Genomic DNA, 15,266 nt, shown 5'->3' with positions numbered 1-15,266 from the left:
GCGTGCTACTTCTCCGTCAGCAGCTCGGGACGGAGCATCAGCGTCCGCAGCTGTGCCCGTGTGAGGGGCGGGGTCTTGAGCTGTGGCCCCAGCGTGGCGTAGGCCTCGAAGCCGGTGCTGTCGCTCACGGTCACCTGCCGGCCGTCCGCGAGGGTGAGCACGGCCAGCAACTGCGGACCCCACTGGATGAAGCTGTGCACGCCTTCCGACGGGCCGCTCCAGATGGTGAGCACCCGCCCGTCCGGCAGCTCCTCCCGGACGCAGTCCGGACGACTCAGCACCCCCGTCGTCGGAGTGCACCGGTCGTGGGTCCGGGGCGAGCCGCCGATGACGAGGAATCCGACGCCGCCGCCCCTGCGGACCGCGTAGAGCCCGTCGAGCGGTCCTGACGGAGGGACTTCGGCCTCGGGCATACCGTCCTTCAGGATGTCCGACATCGACACCTCCTCGACCGCCCCGACCCCCTCGGGCAGCAGCTTGATCAGTGCAGTGGCCCGCTCGGTGTTGCCCACCGGCTTGGCGGGGGCCGCGACCGAGGACTTCCTCGGCGCCTGTTCCCCTCCTGCCGAGATCCCGGGCACCACGAACGCCCCCGCCGCCACCGTGCACACCGCCGCCGCCGACACCGCGACCCGCCGGCGTCTGCGGACCCGGGCCGCCCTCGCGTAGACCTCCTCGGTACTGATGGCCGGCCGTCCCGCTTCCTCGGCGGCCCGCCCCAGCAGCTCCCGCACGTCGTTCATACCAGCTCCTCCGTCATCTCGGCGCGCAGCGCCGCCAGCCCTCGGGCCGCGTGGCTCTTGACCGTGTTCTCCCGCATCCCGAGCACCTGGGCCGTGGCCTCGACGCTCAGGTCCTCCCAGAAGCGCAGCACCAGTACGGCCCGCTGCCTGGGCGTGAGCCGGGCGAGTGCCGCCCGTACCGCGAGGCCGGTGTCCGTGTCGGTTGCGTGTGCCGCCCGTTCGGGCAGTTCGCCGTAGGACTGCTCGCGCCGCCAGAACCGGCGGCGGGCCGCGATGAAGGTGTTGACCAGGGTCTTGCGGGCGTACGCCTCGATGTTGTCGAGCCGCCCGTGCCGCCGTCCGCCGAGCACCACCTTGACCAGCGTCGCCTGGACCAGGTCCTCGGCCTCGTGCCGGTCGCCGCAGAGCAGATACGCGCTGCGGAACAGTGCGGTGCGTCTGCTCTCGACGAAGGCGCGCAGCGCTTCGTCGTCATCGCTCCGCATCGTCAGCTTCCCTCCCCCGGCCCGCGGGCGCGGACCGTCTCACCCTTCCAGTGCGGTGGGGCGGGGGCCGGGTTGCAGCGGCTGGTCACAAAAGTTGGCGGGGCGGTACGGACCGTCGTCCGTACCGCCCCGCTCCGCATGGTGCCGCTACTTCACCGCGAGCACCAGACTGTCGGAGGGCGAGGACCAGACGGGCCGCGCCTCGGCGAACCCCGCGGCGCGCAGGGTGTCCGCGTGCCAGGCCGCGGACGGCGTGCCGCCGTCGGCGTGCTCGCCGTAGATCTCGAACCGCTCGGCGGTGGGCCCGGCGAGCACCGGGTCCTTCGCGGCCAGCGCCCACCACTGCGCCCAGTCCAGGACCCCGGCGGCCTTGGCCCGGTCCATACCGGCGTGCCGGTGGGCGCGCTCGGCGGCGTTGATCCGGGGCGTACCCGTCTCGATCATGCGGTCGGCGTTCATGAACACACCGCCGTCCCGGACGAGGCCGCCGATCTGCCCGTACAGCGCGGTGAGCGGCTCACTGTGCAGCCAGTGCAGAGCGGTGGCGGTGAGGACGGCGTCGTACGAGTCGTGGGGCAGCCGCTCCGTCCACCGCGGGTCCTTGAGGTCGGCGGTCACGAAGGTGACGCGCTCGTCGCCGGCGAAGGTGCCGCGGGCGATGGCGAGCAGCGCCGGGTCGAGGTCGACGCCGGTGCTGGTGGCGTTCGGGAACCGCCGCAGCAGCCTGTCCGTAATACTTCCCGTACCGCACGCGAGGTCGAGCACCCGCGGTTCCGGGCCGGTGAAGGCCTCGACCATGTCGAGCATGACCCTGAAGCGTTCCTCGCGGTCGGGCAGGTACCACTCCTGCTGCCGGTCCCAGCTCTCCTGCCAGGCCTGCCAGTCGGTACCCGTACCCGTAGCTGTATCCGTCACTCGAAACCCTCCCATGTAATACCCTGGCCCCATAGAAGCCCATTACTTCATCGCCGCACCGACCCTAGCCCGACGCCGTAAGGACTACAAGTGGAACTGGCCTATTACTCGGACTACGCCGTGCGCCTGGTCAACACCGAGGAGCCGGCCCGCAACAAGGACGCCCTCACCTCCGTCGAGGCGGTGCGCGAGCTCTTCGGCGCCAACGCACAGGCCGCGCGGCGGGCGACCGACGCGGACGTGACCCGCTTCAGGGCCGTACGGGCCCGGCTTCGCGCGGTCTTCGAGGCGGCCGACGGCGGCGACGAGACGCTCGCCGTCGACTTGCTCAACTCGCTGCTGATGGAGTTCCCCGTCAGCCCGCAGATCTCCGGGCACGACATCCGGGACGCGGACGGCAAGCCGGACTGGCACATGCACCTGACCGACCACCCGTCCAACGCCACGGCGGGCTACGCCGCGATCGCGGCGATGGGCCTGGCCTTCCACCTCACGTCGTACGGCGTGGACCGGCTCGGCCTGTGCGAGGCGGCACCGTGCCGCAACGCCTACCTCGACACCTCGACCAACCGCTCCCGCCGCTACTGCTCGGACCGCTGCGCGACGCGCGCCAACGTGGCGGCCTACCGGGCCCGCAAGCGCCTGGAGACGGAACGGGCCGCCGAGACCGGCCGCAGCGCGGACACGGCCCAGCCCGCGACCCCGAGCACCGAGCGCTGATCCTTCGTCAGGGGCCGGTACCGGGCCCTGACCCTGGCCAGGACGAGCTCCTCGGGCACGGTCCCGTAGTCCGTGCTGTCCCCGCCCGCGAACCGGTTGTCCCCCAGCACCCACCAGCCCCCGGCCCGCCGCTCCACGGCCCTCTTCACGACCAGCAGGTCCTGCTGGAACGGATGCCGCAGAATCACCACGTCACCGGGGCGCACCTGCGCCCCGTACTGCACGAGCAGCCAGTCCCCGTGGTGGAGCGTGGGCACCATCGAGGGCCCCGTCACCTCCACCACCTGGAACGGCACTCTCGCCGCCAGCCCTCGTCGGGGCTGGTCATCGGTCAGTTCCGGCACCTCCGGCACCTCCCGCATCTCTCCGGCACCTCCCCGGTCCGTCCAGTACACCGTCCCGCACAGGGTTCCGTACATTCGGCCACTGGTCTCATCCTCACCCTGGACTTTTGGCCTAAGCCCATGGGGGCACCCGCAAAAACACGCTTCTCACGGAGTAATGTCCCACCTGAGAAGACGATCACGAGGAAGGACAGCTCAATGCTTTCCCGCCTGTTTGCCCCCAAGGTGAAGGTCAGCGCCCACTGCGACCTCCCCTGCGGCGTGTACGACCCGGCCCAGGCCCGCATCGAGGCGGAGTCCGTCAAGGCCGTCCAGGAGAAGTACCAGGCCAACGAGGACCCGCACTTCCGGGCCCGCGCGGTGGTCATCAAGGAGCAGCGCGCCGAGCTCGCCAAGCACCACGTCTCGGTGCTGTGGAGCGACTACTTCAAGCCCCCGCACTTCGAGAAGTACCCGCAGCTGCACCAGCTGGTCAACGACGCCCTCAAGGCGCTGTCGGCCGCGAAGGGCTCCACGGACCCGGCCACGGGCCAGAAGGCGCTCGACCTGATCGCCGAGATCGACAAGATCTTCTGGGAGACCAAGAAGGCTTGATCTCCGGTTGGGCCGCCTGACCTGCGACATCGCAGGTCGCGCCTCTCGCACCTGACCGCACCCGGACCGCGGGGCGCCGATGAAGGCGTCCGTCGCGGACCGGGTGCGGTCTTGTCTTCTCCCGGCACGGATGCGCGTAGCGCCGCGGGTCGTGCCGTCCTAGACGAGGACAGCCGACATGCCGTGCGCGCGATCCTCGAGGATCGCGCGCAGCCACGGGCTGCGACGCACGGCCGGCAGCCTGACCAAGGTGTGGTCGAACGTTTCCCGGTCGGCCCGGAAGAGTTGGTTGGGCAGCATGGGAAGCGGGTCGTCGCGGAGTACGTCCTCGGGGATGCGGCCCGCGGCGGGAACGGGCACGTACCGCTGTGGTGACGCCAGGCACAGCCACACGCCCAGCGGCAGGGGCACCAGGTACGGCGACGCGGCCGGGTCCTCAGGGGTCCAGGTCCTGCCCGTCTGCGGATGGATCGGTACGAGGAGTATGTCGGCATCCCCGCCGGGGGAAGGCCGTCCCGGTCCGGCCAGGACCGCACGCCGCTTCGGGGCGCCGGTGGGCAACAGCGTGTCGAGCGCGCGCTGGAACACGTCCGTGGCGGCGCCGTCCGGGACCTTCACCGGCGCCCCTCGGGACGCCACCAGCAGGTGGGCGAGCGCGTGACCGGCTGCCGCCTCCCACCGCGGGCTCCACGACCAGTAGTGGCTCGGCCCCAGCGGCCCTCCCCACGTGGCAATCGGCTCGATCAGGGGTATCTCCTCACCCTGCTCTGCCAGTTCCGTCCATGAAAGGGGCGCGACGTGGGTGCCGTCGACGGGGATGCGGTGCACGGCGTCCGGGCTGAGCCGTACCGCCTGCCAGAGTGAGCAGTCGTCGACCCTGGTAGCCACGGGGAGATCGCAGGCATCGCAGGCCGTGTTGGGCCCGTCGGCTCCATCGAGGCCGCAGCAGGCGCCACCCCGCTGCTCAGGAATCAGCCGAGTTCCACGGATATCGCCGGGCGCGATGACACTCGCCCCGGGCCTGCCGTCGGACAGGGCGCGGACCGGCGCGTGGATGCCGCGTTCCTCTGCCTCGCCCGGATCGGTTTCGTCCCACTTCCGCCACGGCCCGCCCCAGGGGTCCGGGTCCACGGCAAACGTTCCTGCCTGCATGAGCACCGGGAGCTGTGCCCCGTTCCCGTACTTCTGACGGGCGTGGACCGGCAGTGCGACCTGGGACAGCGGGGCGGTCAACTCGGCACCGCATCCCGCGCACGTGAAAACGAACAAGCGTCCTCCACCTGGGAATCAGGCACATTTTCGCAGCTGTCCGACAGCCGGCCAACATGATGACGCGCATGGCGCGCTTGTCGTCGGCTCCACCCGGCAAGGTCCCCCTTGGCGGGCTCAGGCTTGTCGAATCCCTCACCGCGTGCGCAGGACGCCGTCGACCGTTTCCGCGATGATCTCACCGGGCTCCTGGGTGGAAGGCCGCCGGCATCCGAGGGTGTGGTGTTTCCGGAGTCCGCACAGTAGAACTGGGCTCATGTCCTCCCAGCAGCCAGGTCCTCACCCGGCCCAGGTGCCCGGCGCGCACACCTGGCACGCGCCGCCGCGAGCCCGGGTGGTCAGCGCCGCCTACCGGCGTTGGGCCGGTGTTCTCGTGTCGCTCGCCGTCGCCATCGCCGCCGTCATGGTGGTGGCGTTCGTGATGAGCCTCGTCCTCCTCGCAGAGGCGGACGCGGACTCGGCGAAGGGTGCCCACGGTTACGGCGCCATCTTCCTCTGGTTCGGAATCGCCACCATGGCCCCGGTCCTGGCGGCGGTCGCCGTGCCCGGTGTGGTCATGATGCGGCGTGTGCGGCAGCAGCGGCGGGCGGGGAGCACGCCTTCGTAGGCGTCGGGGGTCACCGCGTACGGGCCACGACGGCCGGAGACGCGGGGCCCCCATGGCCCCGCGTCTCCGGCCGGTGTTCTGCGTACGGTGCGCGCTCCGCACCGTCGTCAGCGCGCCTCGCGCCGCGGCGTGAGGAACGCCCCCGCCAGCAGGGCTCCCGCCAGGACGAGGGCGGAGTTGACCAGGATCGCGAGCGAGACCCCGGACAGGACGGTCCGCGGGTCGCCGTCGGCGAGGCCGGACATCCGGGCCGTGGCGATGGCGCTCATGATCGGGATGCCCATGGTGATGCCGACCTGCTGGGTCATCGTGGCGAGGCCGGTGGCCAGGCCCTGTTCGTCGTCGGGGAGGCCGGAGGTCGCGGTGACCATGAAGCCGACGATCATCAGCATGTTGCCGATCCCGCCAATGAACGTGGCGGCCAGCAGCAGCCAGATCCAGGTGCCGGAGACGCCGAGCGCCACCAGGGAGAGCGTGGCGACGGCCTGGACGACTCCGCCGGTCACGATGGTCGTCCGGTTGCCGAAGCGGCCGACGGCCCGGCCGCCGAGCGTGCCGCCGATCACCGTGCCGATGCCCAGGACACCGAAGGCGAGACCCGTCGCCAGCGGGGAGTAGCCGAGGACTTCCTGGAGGTAGAGCGTCAGCAGGAAGACCAGCGAGGTCTCGGTGACGAAGGCGATCAGACCGGTGGCATTGCCCCAGATGACGCTGCGGCGCTTGAGGATGCGTACGGGGACGAGCGGTGCGGCGGACCTCTTCTCGACGAACCAGAAGGCGACGAGCAGCGCCGCGCCGGCGAGCAGGGCGATCAGGGTGGTGGGCGCGGTCCAGCCGGTCGCGCCGGCCTGGGTCAGTCCGTAGACCAGGAGCAGCAGTCCGCCGGTGACGGTCGCGGCGCCCGGGATGTCGAGCCGGGGCCGGCCGGCCGGGCGTGAGTCCGTGATGACGGACGGGGCGAGGGCGACGACCAGGGCGGCGACGGGGACGTTGACGAAGAAGGCCCAGCGCCAGGAGAGCAGGTCGGTGAGGAGTCCGCCGAGGATGGCGCCCGCGGTGAAGCCCGCGGACATCAGGGCGCCGTTGAGGCCGAGGGCGCGTTCGCGCAGCGGGCCCTCCTTGAACGCCGTGGTCAGCAGGGCGAGTCCGGCCGGGGTCACGGCCGCCGTGGCGAGGCCCTGGAGGACCCGGGCCGTGAGGAGGACCTCGGGTGAGGTCGCCAGTCCGCCGAGCGCCGAGGAGAGGCCGAGGACGACCATGCCGCCCACGAAGAGGCGCTTGCGGCCCACGAGGTCGGCGATGCGGCCGAACAGGAGGGTGAATCCGGCGGCGGCCAGGGCGAAGGAGGTGGCGATCCACTGAAGGTTCGGGAGGGAGAAGCCGAGTCCTTCGCCGACGACGGGCAGGGCGACGTTCAGGATCGAGAAGTCCACGGCGATCATGAACTGGGCGCCGAGGAGGAGCGTGAGGACGAGCTTCTGCCGCCCGGTCATGCGGGGCGTGGCCGGCGGGGCCACTGCGGGAGCGGTCGTGCCGCGTTGCTGGATCTGGCTGGGTGCGGACATGGTCGTCCTTCCTCGGACGGGAGTTTTAACGGGTCTGCGGTTCCGTTAAGATGGGATGACCGTAGCAGAGGAACGGCCATTAATGGAACTGGAGACCCGTTATGACATCCGAGCGCGCGGAGAACGTGGAGCCCGGCACGGTCCGGCCCGGCGGGCGTACCGCCCGGGTCCGTGAATCCGTCCTGCTCGCGGCAGGTGACGCGCTGGCGGAACACGGCTTCGACCGGCTCGACCTCGCCGACGTCGCACGCCGCGCGGAGGTGGGCAAGACGACCGTCTACCGGCGCTGGTCCACCACGACGGGGCTGATCGCCGACCTGCTCGACGACATGGCCGAACAGTCCTCGCCGCGAACCCGGACCGGCTCCCTGGCCGAGGACCTCAGGGCCAATGCCCGGCTCGTGCTGTCGGCACTCACCGATCCTCGCCAGGGAGCCCTGTTCCGGTCCGTGATCGCCGCAGCGACCTGCGACGCGCGTACGGCCCAGGCCCTGCACCGGTTCTACGCGGTCCGCATCCAGGAGTGGGCAGGGTGTGTCACCGAGGCCGTCGAGCGGGGCGAGCTACCCGCCGGGACCGACCCGGACGAGGTGATCCGCGCCGTGTCGGCCCCTCTCTACTACCGCCTGCTGGCCAGCGGCGACCCGCTCGACGAGGCGGCCGCCGACCGCGCGGCCGAGGCCGCGGTCGTGGCCGCGAAGGCCGGTACGTATGTGAGGTGAGCGAGCCCGCGCCCGGGCGTCAGTTCGCCCGCAGCCGGGCCGCCCAGGGATGGCCGGCGCCCTCGGCCAGGGTGATCGTCTCCGTCAGCCAGGCGCGCCCGTCCTCACCGAGAACGGGCAGTGCGGCCTCGAAGTCCTGCTCGTCCTTGGGCCGTCGGGACCTGGCCTTGTAGAGGAGCTGGACCTCCGGCGCGAGGTGGGGCACGCCGTCGTCGGAGACCCTGCCGAGCCGCTCCAGCGGGAGGCGGATCCGTGGGTCGCGGCGGAACACCCAGTCGCCGTCCTCCGTGTCGTCGAGCATGAACTGCACCCGCCACGGTTCGCCCGTGCCCGGCCGGCACCAGATGTCGTGGACCTGCGGCGGGAGGATCTCGCCGGGGAGCCAGGGGCGTAGCGTGCCGGGCGGATCGGCGGCCCACCACTGCCCGTCCGGCAGGATCCGCTGGATGGCGAGCTGGTCGCGGCGGAGCAGCAGGACGTCGATGTCCCCGTGGTCCCGGAAGGCGCGGCCCACGGCCAGCTCGACCGCGTACCCGCCCGCGATCCACCACGGTGTGCGCAGCGGGGCGAGGAGGTGTACGGCGTCGGCGAGGGTCATCGGGTCCCAGGGGCCCCAGGGTGTCTCCGTGCGCATCGGGTTCCCGTCGGATCTCTGGTCGTCGGGCGGATCTCCGGGCCTCGGCCGGTCTCCGGTCGCCGGCGGACTTCTGGTCCCCGGCCGATTGCCGGTCGCCGGCCGGTCTCCGGTCCCCGGCCGGTCTCCCGTTGTCGGCCCGGTCGCTCAGCCGCCCGTGAGGAGGTGGCGGTAGCTGTCCGGGTGCTCGCGGAGGTAGGTGGCCAGGCTCACGGGCGGCCGGCCCGTGAGGGTGGCCACGGCATCGGAGACGGTGGCCATCTCGCCGGCCGCGATGGCTTCGTACGAGGTCACCCACCCGGCCACCTCCCAGTCCGGAGCGCCGTAGCCGGACCGTGAGGCGTAGGCCTCCTCCCGGGTCTCCGGCACGTAGGTGACGGTCCGTCCGGCGGCCCGGCTCAGCTCCTCGGCGGCCTCGGCGAGGGTGAACGCCTCAGGCCCGGTGAGGTCGTACGTCACCCCGTCGTGCGTCGGGCCTGTGGGGTCGGTGCCGGACAGGAGGACGGCGGTCGCCGCGTCGGCGATGTCCTCGTGGGCCACCGCGGCGACCCTGCCGTCGCCGGCCGGTCCGCGCAGGACCCCGTCGGTGCCCGTCATCGCCGGGAGGCCGGCCAGATACCAGCTGTCCCGCAGGAAGGTGTGCCGGACGCCGGAGACCCGGATATGGGCCTCGGTGTCCCAGTGGTCCCGGGCGAAGGTGAACGTCGCGTCCGGTGCGGCGCCGAGGAAGGAGACGTACACGATCCGTTCGACGCCTGCCGCGACCGCCGCGTCCACGGCCGTGGTGTGCTCGTGCACGCGGTCCGGGCTCTCGTGCGCCGATACGAGGAACAGGGTGTGGGCCCCGGCCAGGGCGCGGCGCATGGCCTCGCCGTCCCCGTACGGGGCAGGCGGCGCGGTGTCGGCGCCGGGCAGTTCGGGCAGCCGTGAAGGGTCGCGGCCGAGGAGCCGAACGGGGACGCCCGCCCGGGTCAGCCGCTTGGCGACCCGGCCGCCGAGCGCGCCGCTTGCTCCGGTGACGGCGGTGAGCGGGCCGTTCGTGACGGCTTCGGAATCCTGCGTGGGGTCTGTGGGGCTCATGAGGGGTTGCCTTTCTCGTACGGCCAGGGGCGCACCTCCACGACCGCCCCGACCGGAACCGGTCCGTAGATGTGCGGGAACTCCTCGCCACCGGGTTCGAACGACTCGTACCGCACGGGCACGGGGAGCCGTCCGGTGTCGATGACGAGCACCACCAGGTCCTGGTCATCGGCTCCGGCCCGGCTCCCCGTGCCGTACAGCAACTCGGCCACACCGGCGAGCTGATGGGGCAGCGAGCAGTGGATGAAACCCTCTTCGTGCAGGGTGCGGCCGCGGGTGGACATCTCGTACGTCCCGGTCCCGCGGGCCGCCTCCCACAACGGGCGTTCGGTCAGGTGCAGCAGTTCGGCCATGGGTGCAAAACTAGGCCCCGCTCCCTGATCCGGCATGATCCGAACGAAAGACCCTAGCCGCGTCGGCGCGTCCTGCGGGCCATGAGGGTGGCCACCGAACCGGCGACGAGCAGGGCGGCCGCGATTCCGCCGATCACCCATTCACCGCCGCGTGCACCCGTGTCCGGTAGCTGTCCGCCGTCATGGGGCGGCCCGGGCCYCCCGCTGTCCGTCGGAGTGGGGTGCGGGGTATGGAGCTTGAGGTGAGGCACCTCAGGGCGCTGTGCGCCATCGCCGACACCGGCAGCCTGCACCGGGCGGCCAGCGCGATCCGCTCCCCGCCCGCCGTCGCCCCGTCCGTGTGCCGGCCGGTGGACCCGTCCGGGTGTCCGCCCGCCGGCGGTTGCTCCGGTACGGGGACGACTGCGGCGAGCAGCAGGCCCAGCCCGAATGCGAGCGCGGCCACTCCCAGTGCGGCAGCCAGCTGCCACATCGGGAACGAGACGTCCTGGGCGCGGCCCTGGGCGTCCTCGGCCGCGTCCACGTTGACGAGCAGGACCACCGCCATCAGGTATCCCAGGAATCCCGCGACCGCGTAGCCGAAGGCGACCACTCGTCGGTACGACCGGCCGTGGAACCCTCCCCGGGTGGCCATCAGGGCCCACAGCGCACCGGTGCCGACCAGCAGCACCGTGGTGATGACGACGTACGAGGTCCGGCCCGCGTAGTCGTCCGCCCGGCCGTTGCCCACGAAGTGGCTGGCCAGCTGGCCGGGCAGGCGGTCGCGGCGCGTAGCGAAAAGGATCAGGTCAGCGGCGAGGGCCAGCAGGAACGGCAGAGCGGCGAGAGCCGCGCGGCCGGTGTTCTTTCGGTTCATCAAAACCTCCATTGTTCGCATGCTAGTAGAACAATGGAGGTGCGGCAACCGCCCCAAGGTGGGCGCGCGGCGATCCGGCCGGAACGACGAACCGGCCCGACAGCAGGTCGCCGTCAGGCCGGTTGAAGGAGTGTCATGTCATGTCGTGTCTCATGCGGGCCGCGGTCCCGCCCGCCGCCGCGGTCAGGCCGTTTCGAGTGGGAACGCGCCGCGGTGACCGGTGCCCGCGCCCGCCTCCGGGCGGGGCTCGAACTCGCGGCAGCTCCAGACCTCCTGGACGAATCCACTGCGCCGGTCCCACAGATCCAGCACGTCGTCCTCGCCGGCCGCCCCGCGGTAGGCCTCCTTGGCGCCCCGGAAGCAGGCGAGGCCGCCGGAAAGTCCCCGGCCGGGTGCCGGGAAGTAGTCAGAGAAGGCGCACGCGATGCACGTCCGGAGCCGGATCCCGGGCGGCAGGGAGCGCTGGATGGTGGCGAGCGCGGCTCCGAAGTCGCTCTCGGCCCGGTGGGACCGGAAGGCCGCGCCGCCGTAGCGCAGCTCCAGGTAGAGATACGGGTCGGGCCTGCGCAGCGACAACAGGCAGCTCAGCGTGGCCTGATGGACCTCTCCGTCCGCGGTGACGGGGAACGGCAGGTCCCATTCCAGGACGCAGTCGTTGAGCACCCCGTCGGCGAGGGCGAACATCCCGCTCTCCGGCGGCATGCCCGCCACCGGGCAGAGCGCGTCGAAGCTCTCGCCCTCGAAATCGACGCCCCTGATGCGAAGCCGGAGTTGCTGCCCGTCGGTGGTGAGGATGACGGCATCTGAGCCCTGTCGGTCCCGGTACCACCCTGCCCACGACTCATCTGTCATGGGCAGGGACTGTAGCCCGTGGCTCGGACACTCCCCGTGCCGCCCTCCACTTCGCCGCCCGACCCCTGTGACCTCGGCCGATCTTCGGTCGGCCGCTCGGCACGTCCATCTCCCTTCAGCGCGTCGGCCGGCGTTTCGTGCGTCGGCCGCTGTTCCGTGCGTCGGCCGCCTCTCGTGCGTCCGCCTCCGTCCAGCGAGTCCGCCTTCGTTCAGTGCGTCCGCCTTCGTTCAGTGCGTCCGCCTTCGTTCAGTGCGTCCGGCGGGTGACGAACTCCGCCAGGGCCAGGAGATCGCCCGCCGCCGACAGATCGGGCACGGCCCTGGACAGGTGGTGCACCGCGCGTGCCATGCGGTCGGCGGCGCAGACCTGGGCCCAGTCGCGGCCGCCCGCCCGGTCGACGGCGTCGGACGCACGGCTGATCTCACCGGCCGTGTTCATCGGGCCCCGGTAGAGCGCGGCGAGCTCCGCCGCCGCCGGGGTGCCCGAGGTCAGCGCGGCGACCACGGGCAGCGACTTCTTGTGGGCGGCGAGGTCGGCGCCGACCGGCTTCCCGGTCTGGGCGGGGTCGCCCCAGATGCCGATCAGGTCGTCGATGAGCTGGAAGGCGAGCCCGGCCTCCCGGCCGAAGCCGTCCATCGCTCCGACGGCACGCTCCTCCACGCCCGCATAGAGCGCGCCCAGTGCGCAGGCGCAGCCGAGCAGCGCTCCCGTCTTCGCCGTCGCCATGGTCAGGCACTCGTCCAACGTGACCTCGTCCGGCGCGCGTTCCTCGAAGGCGCAGTCCGCCTGCTGGCCCGCGCACAGCTCGATGACGCAGGTGGAGAGCCGAGCCGACGCACGGGGCGACACCGCGCGCGCGTCCTCGGCCAGGAGCCGCTGGGCGAGGGCGAGCATGGCGTCCCCCGCGATGACGGCGTCGGGGATACCGAAGACGGACCAGGCCGTGGCCCGGTGGCGGCGGGTGCGGTCCTCGTCGATGACGTCGTCGTGCAGCAGGGTGAAGTTGTGGGCCAGTTCCACGGCGACGGCGGCCCGCACGGCATCTCTGGGATCGCCGCCGAGCGCACGGGTGGCGGCCAGGACGAGTGCGGGTCTGATCGCCTTGCCGGCGCCGCCCGCGGCGGGGCTGCCGTCGGCGTTCTCCCAGCCGAAGTGGTACATCGCCACACGCCGGATCGATCCCGGCAGAGAGGCGACCGCGGCCCGCAGATGCGGATCGACGAGGGTCCGGGTGTACTCCAGGAGCGCCGCGGCCTCGTTGCCCTCGGTGGCGGCGGCGTCGGTACGGGTCATGGTCAATCGGTCACCCCGGTCGTTGCCGTCCCCGGCCCCCGATGACTTTCGTCCCGGGGGCCGGGGACGTGGGTGGTTGCGGTGGGTGCGCCGGCTGTGGCCGACGGGGTCCCGGACCCGGCGGACCCGGGACCCCGTGGACTCAACGCCAGCGGCTGACCTCGACGTTCTCCAGGACACCGAGGGCGTCCGGGACCAGGACGGCCGCGGAGTAGTAGGCCGTCACGAGGTAGGAGATGATCGCCTGCTCGTCGATGCCCATGAACCGGACCGACAGGCTGGGCTCGATCTCGTCCGGGATGCCCGTCTGCTGGAGGCCGATGACGCCCTGTTCGGCCTCGCCGGTCCTCATGCAGATGATCGACGTGGTCCGGGCGTCCGTGACCGGGATCTTGTTGGACGGGAAGATCGGAACCCCGCGCCAGGCCGGCACATGGTGTCCGCCGACGTCCACGCTCTCCGGCACCAGTCCGCGCTTGTTGCACTCGCGGCCGAAGGCGGCGATGGCCCGCGGGTGCGCCAGGAAGAGCTTCGATCCTCGGCGGCGCGACAGCAGTTCGTCCATGTCGTCGGGTGTGGGCGCCCCGTCGTGCGGCTGGAGCCGCTGCCCGTAGTCGCAGTTGTTGAGCAGGCCGAACTCCCGGTTGTTGATCAGCTCGTGCTCCTGGCGCTCACGGAGCGCCTCGACCGTGAGCCGCAACTGCTGCTCGGTCTGGTTCATCGGCTGGTTGTAGAGGTCGGCGACCCTGCTGTGGACCTTCAGGACGGTCTGGGCCACGCTCAGTTCGTACTCGCGGGGCGCGGACTCGTAGTCCACGAACGTGTGCGGGACGAGGGCCTCGCCGACATGCCCGGCGGACAGGTCGATCTCCGCCTCGCCGTACTTGTTGGTGCGCTGGTGCGGGATCGCGAGCAGCCCGGCGAGATGGGTGCTCAGCGATTCGGCCCGCTCGGCGAGGTTGAGCACATCGGCCCGCCTCAGGGTCAGGACCGTGCACGCCGTGACGGCGCGGGCCGTGTACTCCCAGAGGGCGTCGCCCTCGATCAGGGAGTGGTCTCCGAAGTAGGCGCCGTCCGCGTGGACTCCGAGCACCGTCTCGTCCCCGTAGGGCCCGGTGCCGACCTTCTCGACCTTTCCGTGCGCCAGCAGGAAGACCCGGTCCGCCGCCTCGCCCGCCGTCGCCAGGAGCTGGCCGGCGGGAATGTCGCGCTGCTCGCACCGCCTGGCGAGTTCGGCGAGCACCTCCTCGTCCCCGAAGCCCCTCAGAGCCGGGAGTTCGCCGAGCTCGGCGGGGATCACGGAGACCCGGTCCCCTGTCTGTACGAAGGTCACCCTGCCGTCCCCGACCGAATAACTCAGCCGGCGGTTCACCCGGTACGTGCCGCCCTGCACCTGAACCCACGGAAGCATCTTCAGCAGCCACCGTGAGGTGATCTCCTGCATCTGCGGAGCGGACTTGGTGGTCGTCGCGAGGTTCCGCGCGGCTGCCGTGCCAAGACTCTGCTGCGGCGGCACCTGCACGTTCTGAACCTCTTCACCAACGGACATCTGTCGTCCTCTCGATTCATCGGCTGACCTGCGAGAAGAACCTTTCAGCATGCGGACTCGCCACGCCATTACACAAAAGAGTGTGACTAATCGGGCTTTGGGCTGGGCACAACGCTGCGCGATGCCCGCCGACCGGTTAATTTGCATACGGAATGCAAATTCACTTAACGTGACCGTCATGCGGCTGACGAGATTCACCGACGTGGCACTGCGCGTGCTGATGCGTCTGGCCGTCGTGGAGAACGAGGACCCGCCGACCACCCGCGAGGTCGCGGCGACGATGCAGGTGCCGTACTCCCACACCGCGAAGGTCGTGGCCCGTCTCCAGCACCTCGGCCTGGTCGAGGCACGGCGGGGCCGCGGGGGCGGACTCGCCCTCACTCCGGCCGGCCGCTCCGCCTCCATCGGCGGCCTCGTCCGCGCACTCGAAGGCACGGGCGACGTCGTCGAGTGCGAGGGCTCCGACCCGTGCCCGCTGCGGTCGGACTGCCGGCTGCGCCACGCCCTGCGCGCGGCCTCGGAGGCCTTCTACGTCTCGCTCGACCCGCTCACCGTCACCGATCTGGTCTCCTCGCCGACCGGCCCGCTGCTGATCGGCATCAGCAGCAGACCGCCTTCGGACGCCTGAACCACCCCCCGCCGGACCGGGCACACGGCCCGGTTCCTACACTGGTTTTAAATACG

At 71.5% G+C, this 15,266-nt stretch carries 18 protein-coding genes; 5 read left to right on the top strand and 13 right to left on the bottom strand.

Annotated features, from left to right (window positions below):
• Positions 1 to 5 precede the first annotated feature (5 nt).
• The 3 genes from EAO72_RS32715 to EAO72_RS32705 all read right to left on the bottom strand — a co-directional run bounded on the left by EAO72_RS32715 (position 6) and on the right by EAO72_RS32705 (position 2,158).
• Entirely contained in the window at positions 6 to 743 is a 738-nt protein-coding gene (locus tag EAO72_RS32715) for a hypothetical protein (protein ID WP_148020677.1), read from the bottom strand.
• On the bottom strand, positions 740 to 1,228 hold the full coding sequence (locus tag EAO72_RS32710) for a SigE family RNA polymerase sigma factor (RefSeq protein ID WP_148020676.1): 489 nt from the start codon (positions 1,226 to 1,228) through the stop codon (positions 740 to 742). The genes EAO72_RS32715 and EAO72_RS32710 overlap by 4 nt, the downstream gene beginning before the upstream one ends.
• A 147-nt stretch (positions 1,229 to 1,375) precedes the next feature.
• Positions 1,376 to 2,158 (bottom strand): class I SAM-dependent methyltransferase, encoded by a 783-nt coding sequence (locus tag EAO72_RS32705; protein ID WP_148020675.1) that lies wholly within the window; start codon positions 2,156 to 2,158, stop codon positions 1,376 to 1,378.
• A 75-nt stretch (positions 2,159 to 2,233) separates the two neighbouring features.
• Here EAO72_RS32705 and EAO72_RS32700 point away from each other — a divergent pair, with 75 nt between their 5' ends.
• Complete coding sequence (locus EAO72_RS32700; protein ID WP_148020674.1) at positions 2,234 to 2,863, top strand: CGNR zinc finger domain-containing protein; 630 nt, start codon at positions 2,234 to 2,236, stop codon at positions 2,861 to 2,863.
• On the opposite strand, the gene sodX is transcribed toward EAO72_RS32700, so the two are convergent.
• The gene (gene sodX / locus EAO72_RS32695; RefSeq protein WP_410090520.1) at positions 2,767 to 3,282 is read right to left on the bottom strand and encodes a nickel-type superoxide dismutase maturation protease; all 516 of its coding nucleotides are present in this window, start codon (positions 3,280 to 3,282) and stop codon (positions 2,767 to 2,769) included. The genes EAO72_RS32700 and sodX overlap by 97 nt on opposite strands.
• 123 nt (positions 3,283 to 3,405) lie before the next feature.
• On the opposite strand from sodX, the gene sodN reads away from it, so the two are divergent.
• Entirely contained in the window at positions 3,406 to 3,801 is a 396-nt protein-coding gene (gene sodN / locus EAO72_RS32690) for a superoxide dismutase, Ni (RefSeq protein ID WP_148020672.1), read from the top strand.
• A gap of 159 nt (positions 3,802 to 3,960) precedes the next feature.
• Here sodN and EAO72_RS32685 read toward each other — a convergent pair whose 3' ends face one another.
• A complete protein-coding gene (locus EAO72_RS32685) occupies positions 3,961 to 5,070 on the bottom strand; it encodes a hypothetical protein (protein WP_148020671.1) in 1,110 nt (369 codons plus the stop codon).
• A gap of 256 nt (positions 5,071 to 5,326) precedes the next feature.
• Here EAO72_RS32685 and EAO72_RS42270 point away from each other — a divergent pair, with 256 nt between their 5' ends.
• Positions 5,327 to 5,677, top strand: a complete 351-nt coding sequence (locus EAO72_RS42270; protein ID WP_187285298.1) for a hypothetical protein — start codon at positions 5,327 to 5,329, stop codon at positions 5,675 to 5,677.
• Between the two features lie 107 nt (positions 5,678 to 5,784).
• Here EAO72_RS42270 and EAO72_RS32675 read toward each other — a convergent pair whose 3' ends face one another.
• Complete coding sequence (locus EAO72_RS32675) at positions 5,785 to 7,242, bottom strand: MFS transporter (RefSeq protein WP_148020670.1); 1,458 nt, start codon at positions 7,240 to 7,242, stop codon at positions 5,785 to 5,787.
• 101 nt (positions 7,243 to 7,343) lie between these two features.
• On the opposite strand from EAO72_RS32675, the gene EAO72_RS32670 reads away from it, so the two are divergent.
• Positions 7,344 to 7,964, top strand: coding sequence for a TetR/AcrR family transcriptional regulator (locus EAO72_RS32670; RefSeq protein ID WP_148020669.1), 621 nt, complete (start codon positions 7,344 to 7,346; stop codon positions 7,962 to 7,964).
• Between the two features lie 19 nt (positions 7,965 to 7,983).
• On the opposite strand, the gene EAO72_RS32665 is transcribed toward EAO72_RS32670, so the two are convergent.
• The 7 genes from EAO72_RS32665 to EAO72_RS32630 form a co-directional block, all read right to left on the bottom strand.
• The gene (locus tag EAO72_RS32665; protein ID WP_148020668.1) at positions 7,984 to 8,598 is read right to left on the bottom strand and encodes a nucleotidyltransferase domain-containing protein; all 615 of its coding nucleotides are present in this window, start codon (positions 8,596 to 8,598) and stop codon (positions 7,984 to 7,986) included.
• Between the two features lie 147 nt (positions 8,599 to 8,745).
• Positions 8,746 to 9,678: an SDR family oxidoreductase gene (locus EAO72_RS32660; protein ID WP_148020667.1), complete on the bottom strand. Its 933-nt coding sequence runs from the start codon at positions 9,676 to 9,678 to the stop codon at positions 8,746 to 8,748.
• Positions 9,675 to 10,031 carry a DUF952 domain-containing protein gene (locus EAO72_RS32655; protein ID WP_148020666.1) on the bottom strand — a complete coding sequence of 119 codons (357 nt, stop codon included), beginning with the start codon at positions 10,029 to 10,031 and terminating at the stop codon, positions 9,675 to 9,677. The genes EAO72_RS32660 and EAO72_RS32655 overlap by 4 nt, the downstream gene beginning before the upstream one ends.
• 133 nt (positions 10,032 to 10,164) lie before the next feature.
• Positions 10,165 to 10,887 (bottom strand): SdpI family protein, encoded by a 723-nt coding sequence (locus tag EAO72_RS43865; protein WP_315986334.1) that lies wholly within the window; start codon positions 10,885 to 10,887, stop codon positions 10,165 to 10,167.
• 183 nt (positions 10,888 to 11,070) lie between these two features.
• Positions 11,071 to 11,739 (bottom strand): DUF6304 family protein, encoded by a 669-nt coding sequence (locus tag EAO72_RS32640; RefSeq protein WP_148020665.1) that lies wholly within the window; start codon positions 11,737 to 11,739, stop codon positions 11,071 to 11,073.
• Between the two features lie 247 nt (positions 11,740 to 11,986).
• Positions 11,987 to 13,033, bottom strand: a complete 1,047-nt coding sequence (locus tag EAO72_RS32635; protein WP_148020664.1) for a family 2 encapsulin nanocompartment cargo protein polyprenyl transferase — start codon at positions 13,031 to 13,033, stop codon at positions 11,987 to 11,989.
• A gap of 142 nt (positions 13,034 to 13,175) precedes the next feature.
• Positions 13,176 to 14,582: a family 2B encapsulin nanocompartment shell protein gene (locus tag EAO72_RS32630; protein WP_148020663.1), complete on the bottom strand. Its 1,407-nt coding sequence runs from the start codon at positions 14,580 to 14,582 to the stop codon at positions 13,176 to 13,178.
• A gap of 178 nt (positions 14,583 to 14,760) precedes the next feature.
• Between EAO72_RS32630 and EAO72_RS32625 the strand changes: the two genes are divergently transcribed.
• Positions 14,761 to 15,210 (top strand): RrF2 family transcriptional regulator, encoded by a 450-nt coding sequence (locus EAO72_RS32625; RefSeq protein WP_148020662.1) that lies wholly within the window; start codon positions 14,761 to 14,763, stop codon positions 15,208 to 15,210.
• Positions 15,211 to 15,266 lie beyond the last annotated feature (56 nt).

The sequence above is a fragment of the Streptomyces sp. OR43 genome, assembly GCF_008042275.1.
Lineage (GTDB): Bacteria > Actinomycetota > Actinomycetes > Streptomycetales > Streptomycetaceae > Streptomyces.
Note: the sequence above shows the minus strand (reverse complement) of the source record. Positions and strands in the feature narration are given on the sequence as shown.